Origin of the sequence: uncultured Zoogloea sp., from assembly GCF_937894855.1 — a bacterium.
GTDB classification, from domain to species: Bacteria; Pseudomonadota; Gammaproteobacteria; order Burkholderiales; family Rhodocyclaceae; genus Zoogloea; species Zoogloea oryzae.
Genome location: NZ_CALAYQ010000082.1, coordinates 48,768 through 75,464, shown reverse-complemented (window position 1 = coordinate 75,464; position 26,697 = coordinate 48,768). Strand labels below are relative to the sequence as shown.

Genomic DNA, 26,697 nt, shown 5'->3' with positions numbered 1-26,697 from the left:
ACAAGGCGGGCGACGAAGTGTGGTTCTCGGTGTGGAGCGCCAAGAACAAGGAATCGGCCATCGTGGTCGTGGATGACAAGACCCTGCAGCTCAAGACCGTCATCAAGGATCCGCGCATCGTCACGCCGACCGGCCACTTCAACCTGCATAACACCCAGCACGACGTTTACTGATCGTCGCTGAGCGCCGCCGGCCCGGTTCTCCCGGCCGGCGGCTTTCCGCCAAGAAGGAGAGTGAAATGAAATACTCGCTGATTCTCGCCGCCCTGCTCGGCACCCTTGCCAGCGGCAGCGCCCTCGCCGGCGACCCGGCCGCGGCCGCCCAGAAGGCCGGCTGCATGGCCTGCCACGCCATGGACAAGAAGCTCGTCGGCCCGGCCTTCAAGGACGTGGCCGCCAAGTACAAGGGCCAGGGCGACGCCGTCGCAAAACTCACCGACAAGGTCCGCAAGGGCGGCGCCGGCGTGTGGGGTCCGATCCCCATGCCGCCCAACCCCGCGGAAAAGATCAGCGACGGCGACCTGAAGGACGTCGTGGGCTGGATTCTGAAGGGCTGACCTGCGCCCGGCAGGACGAAAGGCGGAGCCGAGGCTCCGCCTTTGTCGTTTTCAGCCTTCGTCGGCGATCCACCTCAACCGCCCGTGGGCAGCCTCGCCCAGCCGCGCCTTCAGGGCGTCGGCAGCCGTTTCAGGCAGACTGAAGCGGAAGCTCACCTCGTCGGCATGGACCACCTCCGCCACCTCGGCGCCAGCCTGCTCCAGCTCGCGACGCAGCAGCCCTTCCAGCGCATAGGGCACCGCACAGGCAAGCGTCCGCTGGCGCACGATCGCAACCTTGGCGGCCATCAGCAGGGCCTGGGCCACCGCGTCGGTGTAAGCCCGCACCAGCCCGCCGGCGCCCAGCTTCACCCCGCCGTAGTAGCGCACCACCGTCGCCAGCACGCCGTCCAGATCCTGGTGGCGCAGCACGTCGAGCATCGGCCGCCCCGCCGTGCCGCCCGGCTCGCCGTCATCCACCGCCGCCGACTGACCTCCCGCCAGCAGCGCCCAGCACACGTGGGCCGAACCCGGATGCGCAGCGCGCAGCTCGGCCACCCGACGCTGGGCCGCGGCCCGGTCGGCCATCGGCTCGACGCAGCCGATGAAGCGGCTTTTCTTGATCAGGATTTCGCTGTGGGCAGGCGCGGCAAGGGTCTGGGACATGGGCCGGAAGGTCGGTCGGGCGGACTCCGAAGGATAACGAAATTCGCCCCAGCCACCCGCGCCGGCCCACTTGATGCCCATCAATGACCCTGCTGGCCGGTCGACCTACTGTGGCGGCGTTACCTGAAGGAGTGTCCGATGGACCGTCCGCTGCTGATCCATGTGGCCGTGCTGCTGGGCCTCACCGCCCTGGCGGTGAGCACCGCCCAGTCCGCCGAACCGCCCCAGCCCGACCCGGCCCGCCAGCAGGCGCTGGTGCATCTGGTGCGCCAGGACTGCGGCTCGTGCCACGGCATGCGCCTCGCCGGCGGCCTCGGCCCGGCCCTCACCCCGGCGCGGCTGGCCGACTGGCCGGACGACTCCCTCGTCGCCACCATCCTCCACGGCCGCCCCGGAACCGCCATGCCCGGCTGGCAGCGCTTCGTGACCGAAGCCGAAGCCGGCTGGATCGTCGCCCGCCTCAAGCAAGGCTTCCCGCCCCTGGACTGATCATGCGCGCCCTCAAGCAACTCACCGCAGCCCTCCTCGCCAGCCTGGCCCTTGCCGGCTGCAGCAGCCTGCCCGCCGACGCCGTGCGCGGCACCGGCGACCTGGGCGTCGTCATCGAACGCGCCGCCGGCCGCGTGAAGGTGGTCGAGCACAGCCACGACAGCATCCTCGGCACCGTCGAGGGCCTCGGCGACCTCTCCCACGCCCACGTGGCCTTCTCGCGGGACGCCCGCTACGCCTACGTGTTCGGCCGAGACGGCGGGCTCACCAAGGTCGATCTGCTCGCCCGGCGCATCGACCGGCGGGTGATCCAGGCCGGCAATTCCATCGGCGGCTCGGTGTCGCAGGATGGCCGGCTGGTGGTCGCCCAGAACTACGAACCCGGCGGCATCAAGGCCTTCGACGCCGATACGCTGGAGCTCGTCGCCGACGTGCCCGCCGAATACGCCCCGGGCAAGTTCTCCCGCGTGGTGGGCCTGGCCGACATCTCCGGCCAGCGCTTCGTGTATGCCCTCTTCGACGCCGACGAGATCCGCGTCACCGACTTCTCCGATCCGAAGAAGCCCGTCACCACCCGCTACCCGGCCGGCCACCAGCCCTACGACGGCCTCGTCACCCCTGACGGCCGCTACTTCCTGGCCGGGCTGTTCGGCGAGGACGGCGTCTCGCTCCTCGACCTGTGGAAACCCGAGGCCGGCGCGAAGAAGATCCTCGCTGGCTATGGCCGCGGCGAAGAAAAGCTGCCGGTATTCAAGATGCCCCACCTGCGCGGCTGGTCCCTGGCCGCCGGCCAGGCCTGGCTGCCCGCCATCGGCCGCCACGAGGTGCTCGTCGCCGACGCCGCCAGCTGGAAGGAGACCGGCCGCGTGGCCGTGAAAGGTCAGCCGGTGTTCGTGATGGCGCGCCCCGACGGGCGCCAGGTGTGGGTCAACTTCGCCTTCCCGGACAACGAGTGGGTGCAGGTGATCGACACCGTCGAGAAGCGCGTGATCCACACCTTCAGCCCGGGCAAGGCCGTGCTGCACATGGAATTCACGCCCCGCGGCGACGAGGTGTGGCTGTCTGCCCGGGACAGCAACCGGGTCAGCGTGGTGGATACCGCCAGCTTCGCGGTGCGCCGCGAGCTTGCCGCCGACGCGCCCTCCGGCATCTTCTTCACCTCCCGCGCCCAGCGCATCGGGTTCTGAGATGAACACCACCGACCTCGAATTCCGCCTCCTCAACGACTTCCAGCGCGGCTTTCCGCTGGTGGCCGAGCCCTGGTCAGCCATCGGTGCCCAGCTCGGCTGCGCGGCATCCGACGTGCTCGCCCAGCTCGCCGCCCTGCGCAACGACGGCAAGATCAGCCGCGTCGGCCCGGTATTCGCCCCCAACCGCATCGGCGCCAGCACCCTCGCCGCGATGGCCGTGCCGACGGCCGACCTGCCTCGGGTGGCGGCCATCGTCAGCGCCTTTGCCGGCGTCAATCACAACTACCGGCGCGAGCACCGCTACAACCTGTGGTTCGTCGCCAACGCCGGCAGCGAAGCCGAGCTGGCCGACCTCTTGGGCACCATGGGCGCCGCCACCGGCTGCCCGCCCATCAGCCTGCCGCTGGTCGAGGAATACCACATCGACCTGGGCTTCGACCTCATCAGCGGCCGGCGTACCCGCCACGCCGTGGGCCTGCCCGCCGGACGGCGCGAACTCGGGGCCACCGAATGGCGCCTGATCCACGCCCTCCACGACGGCCTGCAGTGGCAGCCGCGCCCCTTCCGCGCGGTGGCCGACGCCGCCGGGATGAGCGAAGCCCGCGTGCTCGACACCCTCTCCGGCTGGCTCGGCGAAGGCCTGCTGCGGCGCTTCGGCGTGGTGGTGCGGCACCGCGAGCTGGGCTACCGGGCCAACGCCATGTGCGTGTGGGCCGCACCGGAAGCGGACGTGAGCCGCCTCGGCCACCTCCTCGCCGGGCAGGACGGCGTGAGCCTGTGCTACCGTCGCAAGAGCCCCGGGCCCGAATGGCCCTACACCCTGTTCTGCATGATCCACGGACACAGCCGCGACGCAGTGGAAGCCCGCCGCGACGAAATCGCCGAGACCGTCGGCCTCGCCGGCCTGCCCGCCGCGGTGCTCTTCTCCACTGACTGCTACAAGCAGTGCGGCGCCCGCTACCGCGGCCCCGACGCCGCCAGCCCACGCCACCTCAGCCAGCCCCTTCCGGGCCTCGCCGCATGAGCACGCCTGCCCGCCCCGCCCCCGCGGCCCTCGACGCGCTCGACCGGCGCATCATCAACGCCCTGCAGGGCGGCTTTCCGATCTCCGACGAGCCCTACCGGGAAGTCGCCAAATCCCTCGGCACCACCGAGGCCGAGCTCCTCGCCCGGCTCGAACGCCTGCTCGCCGACAAGGTGCTGACCCGCTTCGGCCCGATGTTCCAGATCGAACGCCTGGGCGGGCGCTTCGTGCTCGCCGCGCTGGCGGTGCCCGAAGACCGCTTCGCCGAGGTCACCGGGCTGGTCAATGCGCTGCCCGAGGTCGCCCACAACTACCGCCGCGAGCACCGCCTCAACATGTGGTTCGTGCTCGCCACCGAAACGCCCGACGGCATCGCCGACGCCACCCGGCGCATCGAGGCCGCCACCGGGCTGCCGGTCTTCGCCTTTCCCAAGCTGCGCGAATTCTTCGTGGACATGAGGCTCAAGGCATGACTTCCCCCCTTCCGCCCGACGACCTGGACCGTCGCCTCGTCATCGCCACCCAGGCCGGCCTGCCGCTGGTGCCGCGGCCCTACGACCTGCTCGCCGAACAGCTCGGCGTGAGCCCCGACGAGGTGAAGCGCCGCCTCGCCGCGATGCTCGACGCCGGCCGCATCCGCCGCATCGGCGCGGTGCCCAACCACTACGCCATCGGCTACACCGCCAATGGCATGTCGGTGTGGGACGTGGACGACGCCCGCATCGCCGAGCTCGGCGAAGCCATCGGCCGGCTGGATTTCGTCACCCACTGCTACGAACGCCCCCGCGCCCTGCCCGACTGGCCCTACAACCTGTTCGCGATGGTGCACGGCCGCGACCGCGCCACCGTGCTCGCCCACATCGACGAGATCGCCGCCCTCCTCGGCCCGGCCTGCCGCAGCCATGACGTGCTGTTCTCCAGCGCCATCCTCAAGAAGACCGGCCTGCGCATCGGCGGCGAAAGTTGACCTGGACCAAACAACCCGCATTCAGCCCTGGCGCGCTCCCTGGCGGCTGATACATTCAAATTGACTGGCCCGGACACCGGCCGGGCCGGTGGTTTCCGGTGCAGACCAGCCAACTACGAGAACAAGTCAGGGAGCGCAAGATGAACGCCCGCTTATGCCATGCGGCGATTGCCGTCGCCATCCTCACCGGTTGTGCGACTGCGCCGCAGAATCCCATCGCCCTTTCCGAAACCGCCGCCAGCGCTCAGGGTGGCCGCATCGGCGTTGCCATCGCACCGCTGCCTGCGCCGGATACCTATTTCCCCGGCGCCGACTGCCTGCTGTGCTACGCCACCGCCGCCGCCACCAACTCGGCCCTCACCACCCAGACCAAGACCCTCTCGGCCAGCGACGCCCTGCCCCTGCGCGAGGAGATCGCCGCCCTCCTGAAAAAGCGCGGCGCCGACGTGAAGGTGATCGACGGTGAAGTGAAGATCGACGCCCTGCCGGACTTCGCCAGCCAGGCGCCCAACGTCGCCCCGAAGGACTACCGCGGCCTCGGCCAGCAGCACCAGATCGATCACCTCGTGATGATCCGCGTCACCACGGTCGGCTTCACCCGCAACTACGCCAGCTACGTCCCGACCAGCGATCCGAAAGCCACCTTCAGCGGCGCGGGCTACATGATCGACATGAAGACCAACGCCTACGAGTGGTATCTGCCCGTGGCCGTCATCAAGAGCGCCGACAAGGTGTGGGACGAACCGCCGGCCTACCCCGGCCTCACCAACGCCTTTTACCAGGCCATCGAAATCGGGCGCGACCAGTTTCTGAAACCCTTTGCCAGCAACGGGGCCACCGCGAGCACCTCAAAATGACCCGGCGCCCATCCTGGCGAAGACGCTGGCTGGCCGCATTGACGCTGATGACGCTCGCCGGCAGCAGCCTCGCCGACGAGCCGCTGCCCCGCTGGTCGCTGCAACTGCCGGCCGACGCGCCCGTGCAGTTCATCGGTGTCGCCAGCCTCGACGAAGACGGCATGGCAGGCACGCCGATGATGTATCCCGCCCCGAACGCTGGCGGGCTCGTGGTCGCCATCCTCACCCACAGCCTGCTCGTCGATTCGGCCCGCAGGGCCCAGCGGGAGAAGCTGCTCGCCGCCGCCAACGCGGTGGTGGCGCCATACCGCGGCGTGCTCGACGGCTTCGGCCACCCGGAGCTGCGCCAGCGGGTGCACCGTCGAGCAAGTCCGATGGCCGCCGACGAGGGTGAACTGGTTGTCGAGAGCGCGCCGATGTTCGCCCTCACCCAGGACGAGAAGGCCATCGTGCTCGACAACCTCATCACCTTCCGGGGCACCCCCGCCGGGCCGCAGGGCGTCTATCAGGGCATCGTGCGGGTGGTCTCCGACCCGGCAAAGGGCACCGAGCCCCGCAGCGACTGGCTTGCCGGTGGCGGCGAGCGGCTGAAGGACGAATGCGCCCGGCTGGTGGCCGAATCCATCGAGATGGCGCTGCTCGACGCCAGGCCCGCCGGGGTGGTGGCGCCGGCACCACCCGCTCAGCGCACCGTGCGCTACGACGAAGGCGGCACTGAGCGGATGGAACGCGCGGTCATCGTTCGCCAGCACTGCGGCCGGCTGATCATCCGCAACCTGCGCGGGCACCTCATGTCGGTGCCCACCAAAAGCGCCACGGCCAGCTGCCCGCCCTGACGACAGCGACATCCGGATGACTTGAGCAGACATCAGACTTCAGGGACAGCCCGTCTTGCCGTAATTCCTGACTGGTGCGCAGGGGCAAGAAAGACGTTCGCCCCTTGCGTGCCTTGAGTTCAATGCACCCCCGCTTTCACCTGACTGCGCACCATGCCCATCCGTTTCGTCGTCGGCGCCTTTGTCGCCACCTGTCTGAGCCTGCTGGCGGGCCTCGCTGCGGCAGAAGGCAGCGCCCTCACCATCAGCACCAACAACACCCCCCTCGACCGCCAGGCGCTGGAGCACATTGCCCGCGAGGGCTTCCACCGCATCGGCGTGGACATCAAGGTGGTGAGCCTGCCCTCCGAACGCTCCCTCGTCGCCGCCAACCTGGGTGAGGTGGACGGCGAAGGGCTTCGCGTCGCCGGCCTGAGCGCCCAGTATCCCAACCTGGTGCAGGTGCCCGAACGCTTCGTGCGGATCAGCTTCGTCGCCTTCGCCAAGGACGCCACGATCCCCCTCGACAACGGGTGGGACAGCCTCAAGCCCTACCGGGTGGCCTTCATCAACGGCTGGAAGATGTTCGAGGCCAACGCCAGCGGCGCCCGGGTGGTGCACAAGGTGGACAAGCCCGACCAGATGTTCCGGATGCTCGACGACGGCCGCGTCGATCTGGTGCTGTACACCCGCGCCGACGGCATGCAGCTGGCCCGCAGCCTGGGCCTCACCAGCATCGCGCCCCTGTCGCCGCCCCTCAGGGACGTGGACATGTACCTCTACCTCCACAAGAAGCACCAGGCCCTGGTGCCGCGCCTCAGCCAGGCACTGCGCGACCTCAAGGCCGACGGCACCTACAACCGCATCCTGTCGGGCATCTACTAGGACCGGGGCATGACCCAACGTCACCCTGCCCTGCCCGAAGCCCCCGCCCACGACCGCCTCGGCCTCACCAGCCGGGTGGCCCGGCGCCTCATGCTGTGGGCGCTGCTGGTGGGCTGCATCGGAATGCTGGCGGTCTCTATCGGCGAATCCTTCTACGCCTACCGGCAGCGGATCGACCACATCGAAGTCCAGCTCGAATCCCTCGGCGAGTTCATCACCCCGTCCCTTGCCAAGAGCGCCTGGGCCTTCGACCGGGAACAGATCGAGCTGCAGATGGCCGGCATCACCGAGCTGGCGGATGTCTCCGCCGTGCGCCTCGACCTCAAGGGCCAGCCGCCCATGCGCTTTGGCGCCACCGCGCTCTCCAACGACCTCCACGAGCACACCCGCCCGGTGATCTACTTCGAGGACGGCCGCACCCACAACCTTGGCACCCTCACCCTCATCAAGGATCTGAGCGACGACCGGGCGGCGATGGCGCGGATCTGGGTGGCCACCGTCGTCGGCAACGCGCTGGTGATCCTGCTGGTCACCGCGGTGCTGGCGCTGATCTACCAGACCGTCGTCACCCGCCGGCTGGTGATCATCGCCCGCCGGGTGCGCGAGGTGACCGCCGACGACCTGCGCGACGCAGCCCGCGGCAAGCCCCTCGCCGCCCTGCTGCCGCCCGGCGTCAACCGCGACGAGGTGGACGAGCTGGCCGCCTCCATCGACGCGCTGCAGCTCACCGGCAGCCAGGCCCTGCTGGCCGCCGCCCGCAACGAGGCACGCTTTCGCGCGGTGATCGAGAGCATGACCGAAGGCATGCTCACCACCGACCGGGCCGGGCGCATCCTCTCGGCCAACGCCGCCGCCGAGGACATGCTGGGCTACGAGCGCGGCGAGCTCATCGGCGTGCCGACCGCCAGCCGGATCGGCATCGACAGCACCGAGCGGGACGCCCACCTGCCCGATCTGGGCGAACTCGTCGGCCGGGTTTCGGAAGTGCAGGCCCGCCGCAAGGACGGCCATCACTTCGCGGCAGAACTCTCGGTGTCGCGCATGACCGAGCCGGACGACATTCATTTCGTACTGATCCTGCGCAACCTCGCCGAGCGGCGCAAGGCCGAGATCGCCGAAGCCGCCAGCATCGCCAAGAGCGCCTTCCTGGCCAACATGAGCCACGAGATCCGCACCCCGATGAACGCCATCATCGGCATGGCTCACCTGCTGCGCCGCGACGGCGTGACCGCCCGCCAGGCCGAGCGCCTCGACAAGATCAACGTGGCCGGCCAGCACCTGCTGGAGGTCATCGACGCCATCCTCGACCTCTCCAAGATCGAAGCCGGCAAGTTCACCCTCGACGAGAGCGAGGTGAACATTGGCGCCATCATCGCCAACGTCTCGTCGATGCTCTACAGCCAGACCCAGGCCAAAAAGCTGCGCCTGCTGGTCGACGCCCAGGGCGTGCCCGAAGCGCTGGTGGGCGACCCCACCCGCCTGCAGCAGGCGCTGCTCAACTACGCCACCAACGCGGTCAAGTTCACCGACGCCGGCAGCATCACCCTGCGCGCTCTCCCGGTGGAGGACACGCCCGACAGCGTGCTGATGCGCTTCGAGGTGGAAGACACCGGCATCGGCCTCGCGCCGGAGGTGGCCGAGCGCCTGTTCTCCAACTTCGAGCAGGCCGACAACTCCACCACCCGCCGCTACGGCGGCACCGGGCTGGGGCTGGCGATCACCCGCCGCTTCGCCCAGCTGATGGGTGGCGACGCCGGCGTGGTCAGCGCCCCCGAATCGGGCAGCCGGTTCTGGTTCACCGCCCGCCTGCAGAAGGGCAGCGCGGCCACCAGCCCCCCCGACCGGGCCGCCGACTGCTCGGCCGAGGAAGCCCTGATCCGCGACTACCGGGGCCGGCGCATCCTCATCGTCGAGGACGAGGAAGTGAACCGGGAGGTGACCCTGTGCCTGCTCGAAGACCTGCAGCTCAAGGTCGATATCGCCGAGGACGGCCAGCAGGCCGTCGAGCTGGCCCGCCGCAACGCCTACGACCTGATCCTGATGGACATGCAGATGCCGGTGATGGACGGCCCCGGCGCCACCCGGGCGATCCGCGCGCTCCCCGGCGGCGCCCAGGTGCCCATCGTGGCCATGACCGCCAACGCCTTCGCCGAAGACAAGGCCCGCTGCTTCGAGGCCGGGATGAACGACTTCATCGCCAAGCCCGTCGACCCCGACCACCTCTTCGAAACCCTGCTCAAGTGGCTGTCCCGGAGCGGCCCGGCGCCAGGCTAGCCTTCCAGCCGCTTCACCAGCGTTAATACCGCCTGATGGGTGGGCGCCGGCAGGCCGTGGCGCGCCGCCAGCGCCAGCAGCACGCCGGTGATCGCGTCGATCTCGGTCTTCCGGCCGGCCAGCACGTCCTGCAGCATACTCGCCCGGTTGGCGCCGGTGGCGGTGGCGACGGCCTCGACCCGCGCCCGGGCGGCGGCTTCGTCAAGCAGCAGCCCTTCTGCCTTCAGCACCGGCCAGGCTTCGGCCACCAGCGCGTCCAGCAGCACCCGGTGGGGCGGCGCCAGCAGTTCGCCGTTGCGCACCCGGAAGATCGCCGCCAGGGGGTTGATCGCCACGTTGACCAGCAGCTTGGCGAGGCGCGCCGCGGCGATCTCCGGCTCGACCCGGGCACGCAGCCCGGCCGCGACAAGCAGCTCGGCCACCGGCTCGAAGCCCGGCGGCAGCAGGGTGTCGCCGGCGCCGGAGGGCTGCACCGTGCTGCCATCCCGAAACGCCCCTTCGGTGGTGATGCCCTGCCCCGCCAGCACGCCGGCGCAGGCTTCGCGCAGCACCTCATCCACCAGCCCGTTCTGCAGGGACACCACGCCCCGGGGCGCCATCGCCCGGGCGGCGAGCGCGGCGTCGCGGGTGCCGCAGGTCTTCACCAGCAGGATCACCCAGTCGGCGCCCGGGGCGTCGTCGGGGCCAAAGGCGTCCGGCACGAACCTCTCGCCGCCCACCGTCACGCCCTTCCGCAGTTCCTCTGCCCGTTCGCCGCTGCGGGCAATCACCGCCACCCGGCCGACCTTCGCCAGCCGGGCCGCGAAGTGCAGCCCCAGCGCCCCGGCGCCGACGATCGCCAGGGGATAGCGCACGGGCATCACTTCGCCGCCCCCGGGCTGATGCTGAGGGTGCCGCCCTGCTGCACCAGGCTGAAGTGGCGCAGCACGTTCATCCCCAACAGCGCGTGGTCGCCCAGCGCCGGCATCACCGCCACCTGGGCGTTGCGCACCTCGAAGCCGCCGAAGCGGATCGACGGCACCCGGGCCACGCAGCCCTCGGTGGTGCCGCTGGCGGTGTGGAAGGTCTCGCGGCGGCAGCAGCCGGGCTCGTCGGCGCGGCTGGTGTCGAAACCCACCGCCGGACATTCGCGGATACCCAGCTCGGCCCCCAGCCGGGCGGGGATCGACGTGAGGCTGGCACCGGTATCGACGATGAAACTCACCGGCCGCGACGCGACCTCGCCGGGCACCCGGTAGCCACCGCCGCTGCCCCGGCGCAGCTCCAGGCGATCGCCGGGGAGCACGCGCACCGCCGTGTCGCCCCGCTCCCGGTCAAGCCACAGGCTGGCGCCACCGGCGGCGAGGGCGAGCAGCACCGTCCAGAACAGCGCCGGGCCCAGCCAGCCGGATGGGCCGCCGCCGGAAGGCTGCCGCGGTGCATTGCCGGTATTCAGGCGGGCGCGCACCGAGGCCACCCGGGCGTCCTTCTCGGCGTTGCTGCGGCGGAAGCGTGCCGCCTGGGCGTCGCGGTCGTCGTCGGTCATGGATGTCTCGGCAGATTCGTCGGAACGGGGTTGGGCGGTCAGCCCGCCGGCCGCGGCGGAACGGGTTCGTCCGGCGGCGGAGTGGGCGGCGTCCAGTCGGGGGCCGGGGCCACCGGCACGGGCGGTGCCTCGGGCTCAGCCGGCGGCGTTTCCGGGCGGGGCGCGCGGCGGCTGCGGCGGGGTTCGGGGGGCGGCGCCTCGGGCTCGGCGCTGGCGAACAGCCCGGTCACCCAGTTCCAGCCGCGCCGGAAGAGGCCCGGCGTCTCCTTCGACACGAAGCGCGCCTTGCCATCCACCAGCCGGTTGCGCAGGGCGTAGTGGAAGGCGTCGCCCACGATCGGCAGCGCGCTCTTGGCCCCCTGGCCCCAGTAGTCGCTGCGCAGGGTGATCCGGTTGTCGTTGAAGCCCACCCACGCGCCGCCCACCAGCTGCGGATGCATCAGGATGAACCAGCCGTCGGTGTTGTCCTGGGTGGTGCCGGTCTTGCCGGCGAGGTCGGCAGAGAGCCCGAACTGGTTGCGGATCGCCACGCCGGTGCCCCGGTCCACCACGCCGCGCATCACGTCCAGCAGCGTCCACGCCGCGGCGGGGTCGAGGGCTTTTTCCGGCTCGGCCGGGGCGAACTCGGCCAGCACCTTGCCATCCTTGTCCTCGATGCGGGCCACGAAGATCTGCTCGCGATATTCGCCGCCGCTGGCGATGGTGGTGTAGGCGGCGACCATCTCGCGCAGCGTGACCGGGCTGGTGCCCAGGGCCAGGGACGGCACCGCCTCCAGCGAGCTCTGGCGCACGCCCATCGCGCGGGCGAGCTTCGCCACGCGATCCGCGCCCACCTGCTCCACCAGCTGGGCGGTGATGCGGTTGCGGGAATACACCAGCCCGTCCCGCAGCGTCATGGGTTTGCCGCTCGGGGGCGCCTCGTCGGTGGGCTGCCAGCGCTCACCGTTGGGGAGCGGGATGTCCACCGGCTGGTCGATCAGCGTGTCGTCCGGGCGCAGGCCCTTGTCGAAGGCCGCGCCATACACGAAGGGCTTGAAGGTGGAGCCGGGCTGGCGGCGGGCCTGCTGCACGTGATCGAAGGGGTCCTGCACGAAATCCCGGCTGCCCACCCAGGCGCGGATCTGCCCGCCCCGCGGGTCGATGGCGACGAAGCCCACCTGCACCCGGGTCTTGTCGCGGCGCAGGGCGTCGATGAAGGCCTTGTCGGCGGCGAGGCGGGCCTCGGACTCCTCCGGCGTCTGGCCGGCGGCCACGGCGGCGCGGAATTCCTTCGATTCGCGGATGAAGGCCGAGACGAGCTCGGGGCTGCCCGCCCAGCCCTTGCGCCCGGCCCAGGCCTGATCGGCCAGCCCCTGCAACTGGTTGCCGCGGCGGATCACCGCCTGGGTGGCCTGGGCCTGCAGGCGCGCGTCGATGGTGGTGCGCACCACCAGCCCGTCGGCGTAGATGTTGTAGTCGTTGCTGTCGGCCCAGCCGATCAGCCACTTGCGCACCTGCTGGGCAAAGTGGGGAGCCGGGCCGGGGGCTTCCAGCTGGCGCTCGAAGTCGATGCGCAGGGGCTTCTTCTGCAGGGATTCCAGCCGGTTTTCGTCGAGCTTGCCGCGCTTCACCATCTGGGCCAGCACGGTGTTGCGGCGGGCCACCGCGCGCTCGGGGTTGATCACCGGGTTGTAGTAGCTGTTGCCCTTGAGCATGCCCACCAGGGTGGCGGCCTCCAGCACGTCCAGCCTGCGGGCCGGCTTGTCGAAATAGGTGCGCGCCGCCATCTCGATGCCCCAGGCGTTGTAGAGGAAGGGCACCGTGTTGAGGTAGGTCTCGAGGATCTCGTCCTTCGAATACACGGCCTCGATCTTGAGCGCGGTGATCGCCTCCTTCAGCTTGCGGTTGATGGAGCGGGCGCGGCCCACTTCGTCCGGGAAGAGGTTGCGGGCGAGCTGCTGGGTCAGCGTCGAGCCGCCCTGCTTGTCGCCCGAGAAGGTGCGCAGCATCGCCCCGCCCAGGCGGTAGAAGTCGATGCCGTGGTGATCAAAAAAGCGGTGGTCCTCGGTGGCGATCAGCGCGGCCGTCACCTGCGGCGAGATGTCCGCCAGCCCCACCCATTCCCGGTTGGCCCACTTGAACACCGCCAGCTCCTTGCCATCCGCCGACAGCACCCGCGCCGGCTGCTCCACCTTGGCCTTGCGGATGTCGCCGATGCCCGGCGTGAAGGGGATCAGCACCAGCACCCACAGCACGAAAGCCAGCACCACGCCCAATGCCCCCCGCCACACCTCCCGCCCCGTAGGCCGGCGCAGGCGGGCCAGCAACAGGCGGAGACGGTCGAAGGTGCGCAGTAAGGCGGGCGGAAGCGACATCGGAGCGGACGGAAACGCGGGGGAAGGCGGGTTTTTAACACATCCGCGCGCCCTCTTCCGCCCCCACAGCCCTGCGGCAATCCTGCCAGCACCGAACGGCGCGGCAATCGGCGCCACCCCGAAGGGCACAACGGCGTGATTGGCCAGCGCTTCGGGCCCGCCCCCCAACCACCCTGATGCCGCCGCCAGCACGCACCGGATGCGCTGTGGAGCGGCGCTGACGGCACGCCCCCAAAGCCATCCAGAAGGCATTGAATTGGGATATCATCGCCCCCCGCAAATGACATGCCGCTAAGCCCGTGGTCATCGCCAGCGTTTTTCATCCACACCCAGGAGCCCTCTGATGAATCAAAACCTCGTATCCATCGAATTCAGCCCCGCCGAGCTCGACGCCATCGACGGCGCCCTGGCGGTGCTTGAAGCCAAGCTCGACCGGCTCATCGTGCTCAGCCCCGAGCAGCGCCACCAGGCCCTCAAGATGGGCGACAAATCCGAGGCTTTCTGCCGCCAGACCGAGATGGTGCTGCGCCAGAACCCCGGCATGGTGCCGGGCGATTTCTCGCTGGAAGAATACCGCCTCGATCTGGCGGCCCTCGACGCCCTGCGCCCGCGCCTGCAGCGCCTGCGCACCCTCACCGACCGCGCCGACGACACCGAGCTGGCCCTGGGCAGCGACATCATGAGCGCCGCCCTCGACGGCTACCGCTTCGCCAAGATCGCCGGCAAGGGCACCGCGCTGGATTCCCTCAAGGAAGCCATGCAGGTCCGCCTCTCCCGCAAGCCCCGCGACCCCGGCAAACCCGCGGCCTGATCGCCTCCCCGCGCCTGCGCCTCACCCACCGGCGGGGCCGCCACGGCGCCCCGGGGCAGGCGCACAACATCCCGCCGGCCCCGCTCCCGGACCGGCAGCACAATCCCCTGGCCCGGCCCGACCTTCCCCAAGCCCCGGCCGACCCGCTCAAAGCCCCAAACCTGGCACTCCGGGAATGGATGCCTCACTCCCAAAGCCCCAGGCGAGAGACTTTGGGACACCGATCCAGTGTCACCCGGATAGGGCACGTCACTCACAAAGCCCCAGTGTTTGGTCTTTTTGCCCCACGCGAGAGACAAAAAGACCGAGGTCGCCTATCCGGACGACACACCCCCTGTATCCCGAAATCCAAAACCTGGGACTTTTTGCCCGAAGCGAGGGACTCCAGGCATGACGCGCCTATCCGGGAGAGGGTCGCGAGTATCCCGGAGATAGTCGCGTGAGGCTCCGGGATAGGCGCCTGAGGCCTGGAGACGGGCACGAGACATAAAGCGCATCGCACGCGGGCAACGCCTCCGCCCACCCCGCACTCTCCCCCACCGCCCACCCTGTAGGTCGGACTTCAGTCCGACACCAACACCCATCCAAGCCATGCTGTCGGACTGAAGTCCGACCTACGGACGGAGCGCACGGACCGGTCACCAAAGCTGCCCCCGCAGTACAGCCCGCGGGCAGGCGCAGGGGAACGGCGGGGCAAACTACACCGCCAGCCCGCCGATCATTCACCCGTGTCGCCCGTGGCAATGCTTGAAGCGCTTGCCGGAGCCGCAGGGGCAGGGGGCGTTGCGGGCGGGGCGGTGGTGATTTGGGGGGGGAGGGTGCAGACGTTGCTGGAGCTGGGCGATCCAGTCGGCGGTTGCAAGAGTGTCCGGGTGGTTGGGGCCGAGCACGCGTTGCCGATCGGGCAGCAACACCTCAAACAGCGCCAGCGCCGTGCCCTTGTCGCCAGAGATGCCGGTCCAGGCAGCGATGTTGTGGCATGTACTGAGGGTATCAGGATGGTCGAGGCCTAGCAGCCGCTGCTGGTCGGGCAGCTGTGCCTTGAACAGCGTCAGCGCCTTGGCCGCATCGCCACACTCGCCGGTCCAGTGCGCGATGTTGTTACGCGTGATAAGCGTCTCCGGATGATCGACACCGAGTACCCGCTGCACATCGGGTAGCAGTACTTCAAACAGCGCCAGCGCTTTTGCCGCGTCACCGCTCTCGCCCGTAGAGGCAGCGATATTGTTACGTGTGGCGAGCGTCTCCGGATGGTCGTGGCCAAGCTTTCGCTCCCGGTCGGACAGCAGCGCCTCAAACAGCGCCAGTGCGATACCCACGTTGCCACACCTACTGGTCCAGGTGGCGATGTTGTGGCGCGCAGTGAGTGTATCGGAATGGTCGGGGCCAAGTACCCGCTGCAACTCGGGCAGCAGCGTCTCAAGCATTTCAAGCGCCATAGCCGCCTCACCGCTCTCACCCGTCCAAGCAGCGATGTTCATACGCGTCCTAAGCGTATCTGGATGGTCGGAACCGAGTATCCGCTGCCGGTCGGACAGCAAATCCTTGAGCAGTACCAACGCAGTGCCAACATCGCCGGTCTGACCTGTCCAACCCGCGATGTTGCTGCGCGTAGTGAGCGTATCCGGATGGTCTGAGCCGAGGACCCGCCGCACATCGGGCAGCAGTGCCTCGTACATTGCCAGCGCCGCGCCCGCGTCCCCGCTCTGGCCGGTGAAGTGAGCTATTTGGTTGCGGGCCAGCAGAGTGTCTTCATCCCCACCCGTTCGCCGCGTACCCAGGATCGCCGCAGCTCGGGTCCATGTGGCAAGGCGCGTACGGAGCAGTAGTCCGTCGGGAAGCGCATTATCCAGCGCGAAGAAGGCCGAGCCGAACACCGCTACGTCGAACAGCCCCATTTCGGCGTGGACAAGCAGGATATCTGCGGCGCGGACATAGACAGCCTGCATCGCTTCGGTCTCCTTACGTTCGACCGCCCCCGCCAGTTGCCCGGCGTAGTGGTCGACGAGAATTTCGATGACCGTTGCCGCCTTCTGCGAACCGTTAGGCTGGTCGTGGAGGTGGGCGAGCAGGGCTTCCTGCATCTTGCCGTGGAAGCGGTAGCCCGCGCCCGTGGGCAGCACATGGCCGTTGCCGGGGCCGACAAGATCGTGGAAGCCCTGGATCGGCATGTCCTTGATCGCGTGCTTTTCAACCAGCAGACGGAACACGGCTTCATCGAAGGTGAGGGCCAGGGCGAGCGCCTGCATGGCGCTGCGCAGGGTCTCGTCCATGTAGCGCAGGAAGCGCTGCTGCAGATCCTTGTGGCCACGCCCAAGATGCTTGCCGGCGTCGAAGTGACGGTGGTGGCTGCCGATCTGGCGCAGGGCCAGATCGAGGGAGTAGAGGTGGAAGATGCGCGCCGGCTGCTCGCCGGCAGACTCTTCGGCGGCGTCGAGGATGGCCTCGCGCTCACCGCGAACGATGGGGAGAATGGCGGCGCAGTGGGGGTCGGCGGGGCGGGCGGCGTACCAGGCTTCGGCACGGTCGAGGAAGTGACGGGCGTCGTCTTCGCCGAGGCCGCCTACGAGGTGCTGTTCCAGCAGGGCATCCCAGGTGTCTTCCGGGGCATCATCGCGCTGGTCGTAGAGTTCGCGCCACTGCAGGCGGTTGCGGCCGAACAGCGCGAAACCGCAACGGGGCTGCGGATCGTGCACAGCGAGGCGGCTGCATAGTTCCTGCAGCGCCCATTGGGCGTCGTCGGCGCAGGCGGCCGACTGGATGCGCTCGAAGCCGTCGAGGGTAATACACACCGCGCGGGGGTGGCCATTGCGCTCGCCCTGTTCGGTAAGGAAATCCAGCAGATCGCCCGCGAGCACTTCGGCGGCGTGCCGCTTGAAGTCGGCCTCGCGGAGTTCGGTCAGCTCCAGGCCGGGAAAGCGCTGGGCGTAGCGCCGGGCCTGCCGTGCGGCGCGGAAGGCGATACCGGCCTTGCGGACGAGGTCGACAGCTTTGAGCGAGGTGGCGAAGTCGGTGAGCGGCGCCCAGAACGAACCCGCCACTTCGGCAGCCTTCTGCTGGGTGCCGAGAAAATCCTGCACCTCTTCGGCGCTGACGCGGCCGTCGCCAAGGCTGCTGCCATGCCACGCCAGGCAGTACAGGTCGAACAGCGGCAGCGCGCAGCCGGCATCCTTGAGCGCGGGGCGCAGGCGGCCCGCAAACAGATCGAAGACGGGATAGGCGGGCGTGACGCGGTCGTTGTCAAGATCGACATGGGCGAAGGCGAGGGGGTAGCCCCCCTGGTCCGACATGTCGGCGCGATAGTCATCCACCGCCTTCTTGCACAGGGCCGACTTGCCGGCCCCGCCCACGCCGTGGAACACCTGGATGAGCGGCCGGGAAGGGGCGAAGGGCCGGGCGAGGAGTTCGTCGAAGAAGCCGCGCAGCACGTCGCGCGCGGCCTCCCGGTCGGTAAAGATGTCGTCCGCGCTGGGGACGGGCGGGTTGGAGAGGATGTGCTTATGGCGGGCCATCGCGGCGGTTCCCGGCTGCGCATGCCGCGCCAGACTGGCCGGCGGATGCTTGATCGATATGCCGGAATTGTGCCTCACGGCGGCGGCGCCCGAAATGGCATCCGGTTGCCGCGCGGCACCAAGGCGCTATGATCGGCCGATGAACCCCACCACCACCCCGCCTCCACCGTCGCCCCGGCACCGTCGCAACCGGCTCTTACGGCTGTTCCTGGCACGGCCGCGGCTCTATGGGGCGGTGTTGTGCGGGGTGCTGACCTATCTCTTCAGCCCGGATGTGCTGGATGGGCGGGAGACGTCGCGTCTGCTGCTGGCGTGGAACGTGGGCACGCTGCTGTATCTGGCGCTGGCGGGGGTGATGATGGCGCGGGCCACCCATTCGAGCATGCGGCACCGGGCGATCCAGGAGGATGAGGGGAAGTTTGCGGTGCTGGGTGGGGTGATCGTGGCCACGGTGGCCTGCCTGGCGGCGATCGTGCTGGAGCTGAGCAATGTGAAGGGCGCCGATGAGGCGCTGCGCAATGGCCGGCTGGCGCTGTCGGCGCTCACCATCGCAACTGCCTGGGCCTTCATCCATCTGATGTTTGCGCTGCATTACGCCCACGATTACTACCGGGATCAATCGGCGCATCGCGGCGGCGGGCTGCAGTTTCCCGGCGAGGAGGCGCCGGATTACTGGGATTTCGTTTATTTCGCGGCGGTGATCGGCACGTCGGCCCAGACGGCCGACGTGTCGTTCACCTCACGCCAGATGCGCCGGCTGGGCCTGCTCCACTGCACGCTGGCGTATGCCTTCAACACCACCCTGCTGGCCCTGACGATCAACATCGCGTCGGGCTTGCTGTAGGCCCGGGCCGGCAGCGGCGGCGGTCATTCGAGCAGGTCGGCCAGCTCGTCGGCGTGTTCTTCCTCGGTGGCGAGGATGCCTTCGAGCATTGATCGGGTGGTGGAATCCTTGTTGCCGAAGAAGCGGATCAGCTCGCGATAGCTTTCGATGGCGATGCGTTCGGCGACGAGGTTCTCGCGGATCATCTGCTTGAGGTCGTCACAGGCGACGTATTCGGCGTGGCTGCGCTCGGTGAGGCCGGCCGGGTCCATCATCGGGGTGCCGCCCAGCTGGACGATGCGCTTGGCGAGCAGATCGGCGTGGGCCAGCTCTTCGTTGGAATGCACCAGAAACTCGGCGGCGATCGGCTCGGAGTGGATGCCGGTGGCGGCGATGGCGTGCTGGCGGTAGCGCAGCACGCACACCAGCTCGGTGGCGAGGGCGTTGTTGAGCAGGTGGATCGCCTGGTCCGGGTCGAGTTCGTAGTCGGGCGTGAGGGCGCCGTCTTCGATCTGCTTGCGGGCGCGGGCGCGCAGGGTCTTCACGTCGGTGAGGAAGGCGGAATCGCTCGGGGTTTCCTTGGCCATGACTTTCTCCTGATGGGTTGGGGATCGGAGACGGTCCGGCGGGGCCTTGCGGCACCCACCACCGTCATGCATCCATGATGGGCCGGCGGCAGGTGCTTCGATGTCGGAGAGGACAGCAGCGCGATGTCGGACGAATCCTACGGCGTGGCGGTGGGGGCCTGTTCAGGCGAGGGCAAGGGCGTGCGCGCCGGCCTCGCCCTCGATGAAACTGAGCAGCTCGTCCATCTGGAAGGACTTGTCGAAGAAGGCCGCGGCGCCGAGCATCCGGCACTTGGCCTGGACCACGGCGTGGGAGTGGTTCGAGAACACCACCGTACGCGGAGTGCCGAAGCGCTCGGGGGTGGCGTGCAGGGCGGCGAGCAGGCCCATGCCGGTGCCGTTGCGAAGTTCGAGATCCACGATGACGAGGTGGGGTCGTTCGCGCTTGAGCACGAGCAGTCCATCGACTTCACTGTCGGCCGTGCCGACGATTTCGACATGTTCGATCCCACCGAGCATGGCCGTGAGCAAGTCACGCAATACGGCCGAATCTTCGATCAAGACCACCCGGAGGGGTGTGGGGGCTTGGGCATCCATGGCAGCGTCTTCCTGAGTTCTATCCGTCTGAAGCGGCGCGTTGCCATCCGCCTGGGGATGCGCCGCGCCCTGTTTCCTCATTTGTAGTTTAGTGAATGCTGATTTTCTGATTCGTCAGGGGATGGCCGAAGTTGGCGTAGGTGAGGTCTTACGCGCCAAGAAAAAAAGGCAGCCCACGAAGGAGCTGCCGGCCCGGGAAATGGAGCACTGGGAGAGGGCTGGTCGATGATCGGATGAGGGCGCGCGTCGCCCCCAGACGGGTCGATCAACGACTGCCTCGGGGCGGGGTTGGACACGGGCTGGCGACATGCCACGCCACCGGACCGATCATCCGGTGCAGGCGCGCCGTTTCCGCGGCGCAGCGCTGGTCGCCGGAATGACCGAAGACCACGTTCGAGAAGAGCATGCCGACGCTGAGGAGGACGGTGCCGACAAAGGACAGGGCGACGGTCCAGTCCCATTGTCCGGGCGGCGCCCAGGCGGGCTCCCCTGGATGAAGGCTGACTCCACGCATGGTTCGATCCCTCCTGTCCGCGGGCTTACTTGCCCGGCTCGCCCACGAAGATCTCGATCCGGCGGTTCTTCGCCCGGCCGGCTTCGGTGGCGTTGCTGGCGATCGGTTCCTGCTCGCCGCGCCCCGTGACGCCCACGCGCGACGCGGCAACGCCACGGTCCACGAGGAAATCCCGGGCGCTCATGGCGCGGTCCAGCGACAGGGGGCGATTCACGGCCTCGCCGCCGGTGCTGTCGGTGTGGCCGACGATGCGGATGGCGGTCGCCGGGTTGTCCTTCAAGGTCTGGGCGAAACGGGCGAGGATCGGGCGCATGTCGGGCTTGATGTCGCTGCGGCCCACGTCGAAGGAGATGTCGCTGGGAATCTCCAGCTTGAGCTGGTCGTCGGCGGTGCGGCTGATCTCGACGCCGGTGCCGGCCGTGGCCTGGCTCATGGCCTGGCGCTGGGCTTCCATGCGTTGCGACCATACGTAGCCACCGAGGGCGCCCAGGCCTGCCCCGATGGCCGCATCGCGGCCCACCTTGTCACTGCCGGTGGCCTTGCCGATGAGGGCGCCGCCCACTGCGCCACCCACGGCGCCCAGGCCGGCGTTACGCTGGGTATCGGTCATCGTCGTGCAGGCGCCCAGTCCGAGGACCAGGGCCAGCGCCAGGGGAAGGGTTCGGTGCTTCATCGTGGGGCTCCTGTTGTTGTCTTGGTGCACCGGCCCGACAGCTGCCGGGGCCGGTGCCTGGGGGTCATTCACGACCCGGTTCAGCGGCGGCGGGTGAGCACGGCGCCGAGCAGCAGGCCGGCGGCGCCGATCATCGCGGCTGCGCGCCACGGGTTGCTGCCGATGTAGCGCTCGGCCACGTCCTTCGAGTGGTGGGCATCGCGGCGGAGCACGCCGGCCGCATCCTTGGCCGCCGAGCGCAGGTTGTCGATCAGGCTGGAGGCGGCATCGCGGGTGGCGTCGGCGGCGGCGTCCACCTGACGGCGGACACCCGGGATCGCGTCGCGCGCGTTGTCCTGAAGTTCGCTCGCAACCTGGCGCAGGCTGCTCGGGGTGGAGGTGCTGGCGGGGGTGGATTCGATGGTGTTCATGACAATCTCCTGTCGGGGTTGTGGGGGCTGCAGGCCCGCCGCTGGCGACATTGCCGGGCGGGCTCAGGTCACGATCAGTTGGCGCGGACGATGATGTCGTTCTTCACCGACTTCACGCCGGGCACCGTCTTGGCGATCTCTTCGGCACGCGCCTTCTCGGTGTTGGACGGGGTGAAGCCGGAGAGCTGGACGACACCGTTCTTGGTTTCGACGCCGATCGCCGTCACCCGGACCGACTTGTCTTCGGCATGCTTGGCCTTGATGTTCGCGGTGATCGAGGCGTCATCGACGTACTGCGCGGCGGCAGACTTGTCGGTCTTCTCGGTGTGCATCTTGTCGGCGGCATACACCGAGGAGGCCGTGGCGAGGGCCAGCAGGCTGGCAACGAGGATTCGGGTAACGGGCTGTTTCATGGCGTTCTCCTGAAGTTCTGGGGTTTGAGGAAGCACGTCTGTCGTTTGAAGGCTGACGTCCGCGTTTCCATGGCTTCACTTTATGCGTGGGCCGGGAGCCGATATGTCCGACAAGCGCCGAATGCAATGTAGGAATCGACCGTCGGCGGCGTGGGAGGGGCGCGGGGGCGGCGCGGCACGTCAGCCGCGCCAGGCCCGCCGGATGGCGGGTTGTGCCGTGTCATACTGAAGGAGGATTCCGACAACGGGCTCGTCCGGCACCGACACCGGCGCCGGACGGACGTGCATAAGATGTGAGCTGTATACGTCTGGTACCACCGCCATGCCCTCATCCGCCTCCCCATCCGCCTCCCCATCCGCCTCCCCATCCGCCTCCCCTTCCACGCGCCGCCAACGACGCCTGCGCACCGCCGCGGCGGCCCTCGCCGTCATTGGGCTCGGCGTCGCCCTGTTCGACTGGAACCTGCTGCGCAGGCCGATCGAGCACATCGCGAGCGACCGCCTGGAGCGGACTTTCCGGATCACCGGGCCGCTGTCGGTCCGGCCGTGGAGCCTGCACCCGAGCTTCAGCGCCGACGGGCTTTCGGTGGCGAATGTCACCGGGGGCAAGGCGCCCCATCTGGCCGCCGTCGGGCGGCTGAGTTTCTCCGTCGACCTGCGTGCCCTGCTGCGGGGCGAGTGGGTGCTGGACGGCATCGAGTTGGACGGCGCCAACATTCACCTTGAAGAAGACGCCGACGGCAAAGGCAACTGGCTGCTCGGCAAGGACTCCGGCGGCAGCGCACCGGCGCTGCGCCTGGGCACGATCCGCATTCGCGACAGCGTGCTCTCGGCCCGCCTGCCCTCGCGCCGCACCGACGTGCAGTTACGCGTCGCCAGCGACGACACGGGCGGCGCGCTGCGCTTCACCGCCACCGGGCGCTGGCAGGGCGAGGCCCTCGACATCCGGGGCAAGGCAGGGAGCGTCGAGGGCTATCTCGATGGCGCGAAGCCCTATCCCGTGGATGCCAGCGGCAACATCGGCGCCACCCGTTTCAGCGTGGCCGGCAGCGCCGCAAACCTGCCGGACCTCGACGGGCTGGACATCCGCTTCACCCTCGCCGGCCCGAGCCTCGCGCCGCTCTACGCCCTGACCGGCGTGCCGCTGCCCGCCACCCCGCCCTATCGGCTCGCCGGGCATCTGGTGCACAGCGGCCAGCGCTGGCAGTTCGACGACCTGGACGGCCTGGTCGGGTCGAGCGACCTGCGCGGCACCTTCCTAGTCGATCGCAGCACCCAACCCCAACGGCTGGAAGGGCGCCTGCGCTCGCGCCGCCTGGATCTATCGGATCTGTCGGGCTTCATCGGCGCCCGCGCCCCATCGGGGCAGGAGATCGCGCCACGGCCGGGCAAGGTGCTGCCATCCCGCGCTCTCGGCTTCGAGAAGATCGCCGCGGCCGACGTGGACATTGATTTCGCCATCGACGACATCCGCAACACCGGCCTGCCCCTGGAGGCGGCGGAAGGCCATCTGCGCATCGACGACCGTCGCGTCACCCTGGCGCCCCTGCGGCTGGGGCTGGCCAAGGGCAAGGTGGATGGGCGGCTGGAACTCGACGCCCGCAGTCAGCCTGCCAAGGCCATGCTGGATGTGCGCGCCACCCGGCTTCAGCTGCGCGAACTGATGCCCGGCACCGAATCGCGCAACTTCACGTCGGGGCTCCTGGGCGGCCAAGCGAAACTCGCCATGCGGGGCCAGTCGGTGGCCGAGCTGCTGGGCAGCGCCGACGGCGAGGTGGCGGTGGCGATGACCGGCGGCAGCACCAACCGCCTGCTGGTGCGGCTGGCCAACCTGGACGTGGCCAATGCCTTGCTCACCTGGCTGTCGGGAGGCCAGAAGGAGGACATCCGCTGTCTGGTGGGCGACATGACGGCCAGCGGCGGCGTGCTCAAGCCGCGCACCCTCGTGCTCGACACGACCCGCAGCCGGGTGATCGGCCAGGGCACGATCAGCCTGCGCGACGAGCAGTTCGACCTGCACCTGCGGACGGAACCGAAGGACGGCAGCCTGCTGGCCCTGCGCGGGCCGCTGTATCTCGGCGGCAGCTTTGCCGCGCCGGTGGTCGGACCGGAACCGATCCCCCTGGGGTCGCGGATCGCGGGGGCGGTGGCGCTGGGGCTGATCTCCCCGCCGCTTGCCTTGCTTGCCCTCATCGAGACCGGTGGCGCGGAAGACACGCCGTGCGCCGCCCTCCTCGCCAAACGCCGGGAGACGCCGGCCAAGCCCTGAGCTTTGCCCTGGCGGCCCGCGCGGAAACCCGCCGTCCACGCAAGAAGTCGGGGGCAGACCTTTCGATCTGCCCCCGACTTTCCTTGGCTGGCGGCGGGCTTATCCCTTACCGCGTGCGCCGTTGAAGATGAAACTCACGATGGCGAGGATCAGGAAGATGAAGAAGAGGGTCTTCGCGATTCCCACCGCACCCGCGGCGATCCCGCCAAAACCGAAAACGGCGGCGATCAGCGCGATCACGAAGAAGACGACGGCGTAGTGCAGCATGGCGGTTCTCCTGGGTTCAGGTTGAGGTCAGGGCGCGACGATCAGGCGTCGAACTTCTTTTCCCATTCCTTGACGTGCTTTTCGGCCTCGTCCTTGGTGATGCCGTAGCGTTCCTGGATCTTGCCGGCGAGCGCTTCGCGCTTGCCTTCGATCACGTCGATGTCGTCGTCGGTGAGCTTGCCCCACTGTTCCTTGAGCTTGCCCTTGAGTTGCTTCCAGTTGCCTTCGATGATGTCGCGGTTCATGGTGCTTCTCCTTTTCGGGTTGATCTGCGATCCGGGCTGAGGCCCTGTTTCGCGGTGATGCAGTGGTTTCTGCATGGTTCTACTTTAGCGGTGCGCGTTTTCCCGGGCAGTCGGCCCCATCCGAATGGAATGTGAGAATGCGCTTACGGCCGTGTGGGAATCCTGAAAAAGGAAATGGCCTGCCCGATGCAGCACATCAGGCAGGCCATCAGAGGGATCGCCGGGTGGGTCGGCTTCGTTTGCGCCGCGACGGGTCAGACCACCGCCACCGCCGGCGCCGGGGTATCGACGTCGTTCCGCCGCCTGAATTCTTCCGGCGTCAGCAGACGCCAGCCGCCTCCGCCCGTGAGTTCGAGCACATGGGTGTGGTAGGTGAGCAGGGATTCCCGGTGGGCGATGCTGACGATGGTGGTGTTGCGCTCGCGCAGGCGGCGGTAGAGCACGGCTTCGTTGGCGCTGTCGAGGGCGCTGGTGGCCTCGTCGAGAATGGCCACCCGGGGGTTGATGAGGAGGAGCCGGGCAAAGGCCAGCCTCTGCTGCTCGCCGATGGAGAGCACCCGCGACCAGTCGAGTTCCTGGTCGAGTCCGCCACAGCGTTCGATCAGCCCGCCAAGTTGCACGGCGTCCAGTGCATCGGCGAGGTGGGCGTCGTCCACATCGCGGTTTGGGCGTGGGTAGAGCAGCTGGCTGCGCAGGCTGCCGATCTGCATGTAGGGCCGCTGGGGCAGGAACAGGGTGTCGATGTCGGGCGGGCGCTGGATCTCGCCTTCGCCGCTGTTCCACAGGCCCGAGATCGCCCTCAGCAGCGAACTCTTGCCGCAGCCGCTGGGGCCGACGATGAGCAGCCCGCCGCCAGTGGGCAGCTCGAAGTTGAGGTCGGTGACCAGGGTCTGCTCACCCTGGGGCGTCTCGACGGTGACGTGGCGGGCTGCGAGGGTGCTGCCGTCGCTGCTGCGGATGCGGCGCTCGGACGGGCCGGCGCCCGGCTCCGATTCGAGCGCCCGGGCGAGGGTGTCGAGCCGGTCGATGCCGGCGGTAAACCGGCTGAGGCTCTCGAAGTTCTCGACGATCAACGACACCGCACTGAGCACCACCGCAAACGCGCCGGCGGCCTGGATCGCGCGCCCGACCTCGACCTCGCCCGACAACACCGCGTCGGCAATGATGATGCTCGGCAGGACGAGGGTGAGCTGGCTGTACGCCTGCTGGAACAGGTTGAGTCCGAACTGCTTGCGGATCAGCCGGCGGTAGTTGGCGTACGCCGCGGCGAAAGTCCCCTTGATCTGCTGAAGCTCGGGCGCCTCGCCTCCGTAGAAGGCGATGGATTCGGCGTTCTCGCGTACCCGCACGAGGCCGTAGCGCAGGTTGGCTTCGCGCCGCAGCTGCAGGAAATTGAGCCGCATCAGCGGCATGCCGAACACACCCACCGCGAGGGCGGTGCCGACGGTGGCGTAGGCCGCGAGGAAATACACCAGCTTCGGCGATATCGACCACAGCACATTGCTGAAGGCCACCAGCTGCATCAACGAGCCGATGAAGATCAGCAGGAAGTAGAGCGAGCGCTGGGTAAAGACATTCACATCCTCGGCGATGCGCTGGTCGGGGTTGTCGATCTCGTCGCTGATGCCCAGCCGGTAATACCGACGCCGCGCAAAATACCGCCCAAGGAGGCTGTAGGTGAGCCAGCGCCGCCAGTGGATGCCCATGTAGTCGCGGGCGTAGTAGTACAGGGCGTGCACCGGCACGAAGACCGCCAGCACCAGCAGGCAGGTGCGGATCGCCGTCCAGAAGCGATCCCGGTCGCCACCCGCGAGGGCCGAGGTGAACTCGCCGGTCTGGGCGTTGAGCATCACCGCGAGGCGGGTTTCGGCCAGCATCAGCAGCACCAGCACGAGGAGCAGGCCCCACGCCCGCAGGCGCTGCTCGCCCCGCCAGTAGGGTGAGGCGATGGCCCAGAAGCGGCGCCACAGATGCTGGGAAAACAGGGAGACGGGTTTCATCACATCCTCACGATCG

Annotated in this window: 28 protein-coding genes; 14 read left to right on the top strand and 14 right to left on the bottom strand. The window is 68.8% G+C overall.

Annotation, left to right across the window (positions count from 1 at the left end):
- Positions 1 to 173, top strand: a 173-nt coding sequence (locus Q0672_RS11205) for a cytochrome D1 domain-containing protein (protein WP_298622222.1), incomplete at its 5' end; no start/stop codon positions are given.
- A 65-nt stretch (positions 174 to 238) separates the two neighbouring features.
- On the top strand, positions 239 to 556 hold the full coding sequence (locus Q0672_RS11200; protein ID WP_298622220.1) for a c-type cytochrome: 318 nt from the start codon (positions 239 to 241) through the stop codon (positions 554 to 556).
- Between the two features lie 51 nt (positions 557 to 607).
- Here Q0672_RS11200 and Q0672_RS11195 read toward each other — a convergent pair whose 3' ends face one another.
- Positions 608 to 1,201, bottom strand: coding sequence for a YigZ family protein (locus Q0672_RS11195; RefSeq protein WP_298622218.1), 594 nt, complete (start codon positions 1,199 to 1,201; stop codon positions 608 to 610).
- A 138-nt stretch (positions 1,202 to 1,339) separates the two neighbouring features.
- Between Q0672_RS11195 and Q0672_RS11190 the strand changes: the two genes are divergently transcribed.
- From Q0672_RS11190 to Q0672_RS11150, 9 genes are all read left to right on the top strand, one after another.
- Positions 1,340 to 1,690: a cytochrome c gene (locus tag Q0672_RS11190; RefSeq protein ID WP_153162909.1), complete on the top strand. Its 351-nt coding sequence runs from the start codon at positions 1,340 to 1,342 to the stop codon at positions 1,688 to 1,690.
- Between the two features lie 2 nt (positions 1,691 to 1,692).
- Positions 1,693 to 2,877 (top strand): cytochrome D1 domain-containing protein, encoded by a 1,185-nt coding sequence (locus tag Q0672_RS11185; RefSeq protein ID WP_298622215.1) that lies wholly within the window; start codon positions 1,693 to 1,695, stop codon positions 2,875 to 2,877.
- A 1-nt stretch (position 2,878) separates the two neighbouring features.
- Positions 2,879 to 3,904 (top strand): Lrp/AsnC family transcriptional regulator, encoded by a 1,026-nt coding sequence (locus Q0672_RS11180; RefSeq protein ID WP_298622213.1) that lies wholly within the window; start codon positions 2,879 to 2,881, stop codon positions 3,902 to 3,904.
- The gene (locus Q0672_RS11175) at positions 3,901 to 4,377 is read left to right on the top strand and encodes an AsnC family transcriptional regulator (RefSeq protein WP_298622211.1); all 477 of its coding nucleotides are present in this window, start codon (positions 3,901 to 3,903) and stop codon (positions 4,375 to 4,377) included. Before Q0672_RS11180 ends, Q0672_RS11175 begins: the two co-directional genes overlap by 4 nt.
- Positions 4,374 to 4,871: an AsnC family transcriptional regulator gene (locus tag Q0672_RS11170; protein WP_298622209.1), complete on the top strand. Its 498-nt coding sequence runs from the start codon at positions 4,374 to 4,376 to the stop codon at positions 4,869 to 4,871. Before Q0672_RS11175 ends, Q0672_RS11170 begins: the two co-directional genes overlap by 4 nt.
- Before the next feature lie 140 nt (positions 4,872 to 5,011).
- Positions 5,012 to 5,728 carry a hypothetical protein gene (locus Q0672_RS11165; protein WP_298622207.1) on the top strand — a complete coding sequence of 239 codons (717 nt, stop codon included), beginning with the start codon at positions 5,012 to 5,014 and terminating at the stop codon, positions 5,726 to 5,728.
- A complete protein-coding gene (locus Q0672_RS11160; protein ID WP_298622205.1) occupies positions 5,725 to 6,564 on the top strand; it encodes a hypothetical protein in 840 nt (279 codons plus the stop codon). Before Q0672_RS11165 ends, Q0672_RS11160 begins: the two co-directional genes overlap by 4 nt.
- Positions 6,565 to 6,717: 153 nt before the next feature.
- Entirely contained in the window at positions 6,718 to 7,428 is a 711-nt protein-coding gene (locus Q0672_RS11155; RefSeq protein WP_298622203.1) for an ABC transporter substrate-binding protein, read from the top strand.
- Positions 7,429 to 7,437: 9 nt separating this feature from the next.
- Positions 7,438 to 9,702 carry a response regulator gene (locus Q0672_RS11150; RefSeq protein WP_298622201.1) on the top strand — a complete coding sequence of 755 codons (2,265 nt, stop codon included), beginning with the start codon at positions 7,438 to 7,440 and terminating at the stop codon, positions 9,700 to 9,702.
- On the opposite strand, the gene Q0672_RS11145 is transcribed toward Q0672_RS11150, so the two are convergent.
- The 3 genes from Q0672_RS11145 to Q0672_RS11135 are packed head-to-tail and all read right to left on the bottom strand — an operon-like array spanning position 9,699 to position 13,581.
- Positions 9,699 to 10,562: a ketopantoate reductase family protein gene (locus Q0672_RS11145; protein ID WP_298622199.1), complete on the bottom strand. Its 864-nt coding sequence runs from the start codon at positions 10,560 to 10,562 to the stop codon at positions 9,699 to 9,701. The two genes, Q0672_RS11150 and Q0672_RS11145, sit on opposite strands and share 4 nt — an antisense overlap.
- Entirely contained in the window at positions 10,562 to 11,227 is a 666-nt protein-coding gene (locus Q0672_RS11140; RefSeq protein ID WP_298622197.1) for a retropepsin-like aspartic protease, read from the bottom strand. The genes Q0672_RS11145 and Q0672_RS11140 overlap by 1 nt, the downstream gene beginning before the upstream one ends.
- Positions 11,228 to 11,265: 38 nt before the next feature.
- Entirely contained in the window at positions 11,266 to 13,581 is a 2,316-nt protein-coding gene (locus Q0672_RS11135; protein WP_298622195.1) for a transglycosylase domain-containing protein, read from the bottom strand.
- A gap of 343 nt (positions 13,582 to 13,924) precedes the next feature.
- Here Q0672_RS11135 and Q0672_RS11130 point away from each other — a divergent pair, with 343 nt between their 5' ends.
- Positions 13,925 to 14,392, top strand: a complete 468-nt coding sequence (locus Q0672_RS11130; protein ID WP_298622193.1) for a hypothetical protein — start codon at positions 13,925 to 13,927, stop codon at positions 14,390 to 14,392.
- A gap of 722 nt (positions 14,393 to 15,114) precedes the next feature.
- Here the strand turns inward: Q0672_RS11130 and Q0672_RS11125 are convergent.
- Complete coding sequence (locus Q0672_RS11125) at positions 15,115 to 17,904, bottom strand: tetratricopeptide repeat protein (RefSeq protein WP_298622191.1); 2,790 nt, start codon at positions 17,902 to 17,904, stop codon at positions 15,115 to 15,117.
- A gap of 139 nt (positions 17,905 to 18,043) precedes the next feature.
- On the opposite strand from Q0672_RS11125, the gene Q0672_RS11120 reads away from it, so the two are divergent.
- Positions 18,044 to 18,748, top strand: a complete 705-nt coding sequence (locus tag Q0672_RS11120) for a DUF1345 domain-containing protein (protein ID WP_298622189.1) — start codon at positions 18,044 to 18,046, stop codon at positions 18,746 to 18,748.
- Between the two features lie 23 nt (positions 18,749 to 18,771).
- On the opposite strand, the gene Q0672_RS11115 is transcribed toward Q0672_RS11120, so the two are convergent.
- The 6 genes from Q0672_RS11115 to Q0672_RS11090 form a co-directional block, all read right to left on the bottom strand.
- Positions 18,772 to 19,314: a ferritin-like domain-containing protein gene (locus tag Q0672_RS11115; protein ID WP_153162924.1), complete on the bottom strand. Its 543-nt coding sequence runs from the start codon at positions 19,312 to 19,314 to the stop codon at positions 18,772 to 18,774.
- Positions 19,315 to 19,476: 162 nt separating this feature from the next.
- Positions 19,477 to 19,890: a response regulator gene (locus Q0672_RS11110; RefSeq protein ID WP_153162925.1), complete on the bottom strand. Its 414-nt coding sequence runs from the start codon at positions 19,888 to 19,890 to the stop codon at positions 19,477 to 19,479.
- Positions 19,891 to 20,155: 265 nt separating this feature from the next.
- Positions 20,156 to 20,404, bottom strand: a complete 249-nt coding sequence (locus tag Q0672_RS11105) for a hypothetical protein (RefSeq protein WP_153162926.1) — start codon at positions 20,402 to 20,404, stop codon at positions 20,156 to 20,158.
- Between the two features lie 25 nt (positions 20,405 to 20,429).
- Entirely contained in the window at positions 20,430 to 21,077 is a 648-nt protein-coding gene (locus Q0672_RS11100; RefSeq protein ID WP_153162927.1) for an OmpA family protein, read from the bottom strand.
- 80 nt (positions 21,078 to 21,157) lie between these two features.
- Positions 21,158 to 21,487, bottom strand: a complete 330-nt coding sequence (locus Q0672_RS11095; RefSeq protein WP_298622185.1) for a hypothetical protein — start codon at positions 21,485 to 21,487, stop codon at positions 21,158 to 21,160.
- Between the two features lie 74 nt (positions 21,488 to 21,561).
- Complete coding sequence (locus Q0672_RS11090) at positions 21,562 to 21,900, bottom strand: BON domain-containing protein (RefSeq protein ID WP_298622183.1); 339 nt, start codon at positions 21,898 to 21,900, stop codon at positions 21,562 to 21,564.
- 322 nt (positions 21,901 to 22,222) lie between these two features.
- Here Q0672_RS11090 and Q0672_RS11085 point away from each other — a divergent pair, with 322 nt between their 5' ends.
- A complete protein-coding gene (locus Q0672_RS11085) occupies positions 22,223 to 24,169 on the top strand; it encodes an AsmA family protein (RefSeq protein WP_298622181.1) in 1,947 nt (648 codons plus the stop codon).
- A gap of 99 nt (positions 24,170 to 24,268) precedes the next feature.
- Here Q0672_RS11085 and Q0672_RS11080 read toward each other — a convergent pair whose 3' ends face one another.
- The 3 genes from Q0672_RS11080 to Q0672_RS11070 all read right to left on the bottom strand — a co-directional run bounded on the left by Q0672_RS11080 (position 24,269) and on the right by Q0672_RS11070 (position 26,681).
- Positions 24,269 to 24,436 carry a DUF1328 domain-containing protein gene (locus Q0672_RS11080; RefSeq protein ID WP_284188196.1) on the bottom strand — a complete coding sequence of 56 codons (168 nt, stop codon included), beginning with the start codon at positions 24,434 to 24,436 and terminating at the stop codon, positions 24,269 to 24,271.
- A gap of 41 nt (positions 24,437 to 24,477) precedes the next feature.
- Positions 24,478 to 24,681, bottom strand: coding sequence for a CsbD family protein (locus Q0672_RS11075; RefSeq protein ID WP_153163245.1), 204 nt, complete (start codon positions 24,679 to 24,681; stop codon positions 24,478 to 24,480).
- Between the two features lie 254 nt (positions 24,682 to 24,935).
- Entirely contained in the window at positions 24,936 to 26,681 is a 1,746-nt protein-coding gene (locus Q0672_RS11070) for an ABC transporter ATP-binding protein/permease (RefSeq protein ID WP_298622178.1), read from the bottom strand.
- Between the last annotated feature and the right edge of the window lie 16 nt (positions 26,682 to 26,697).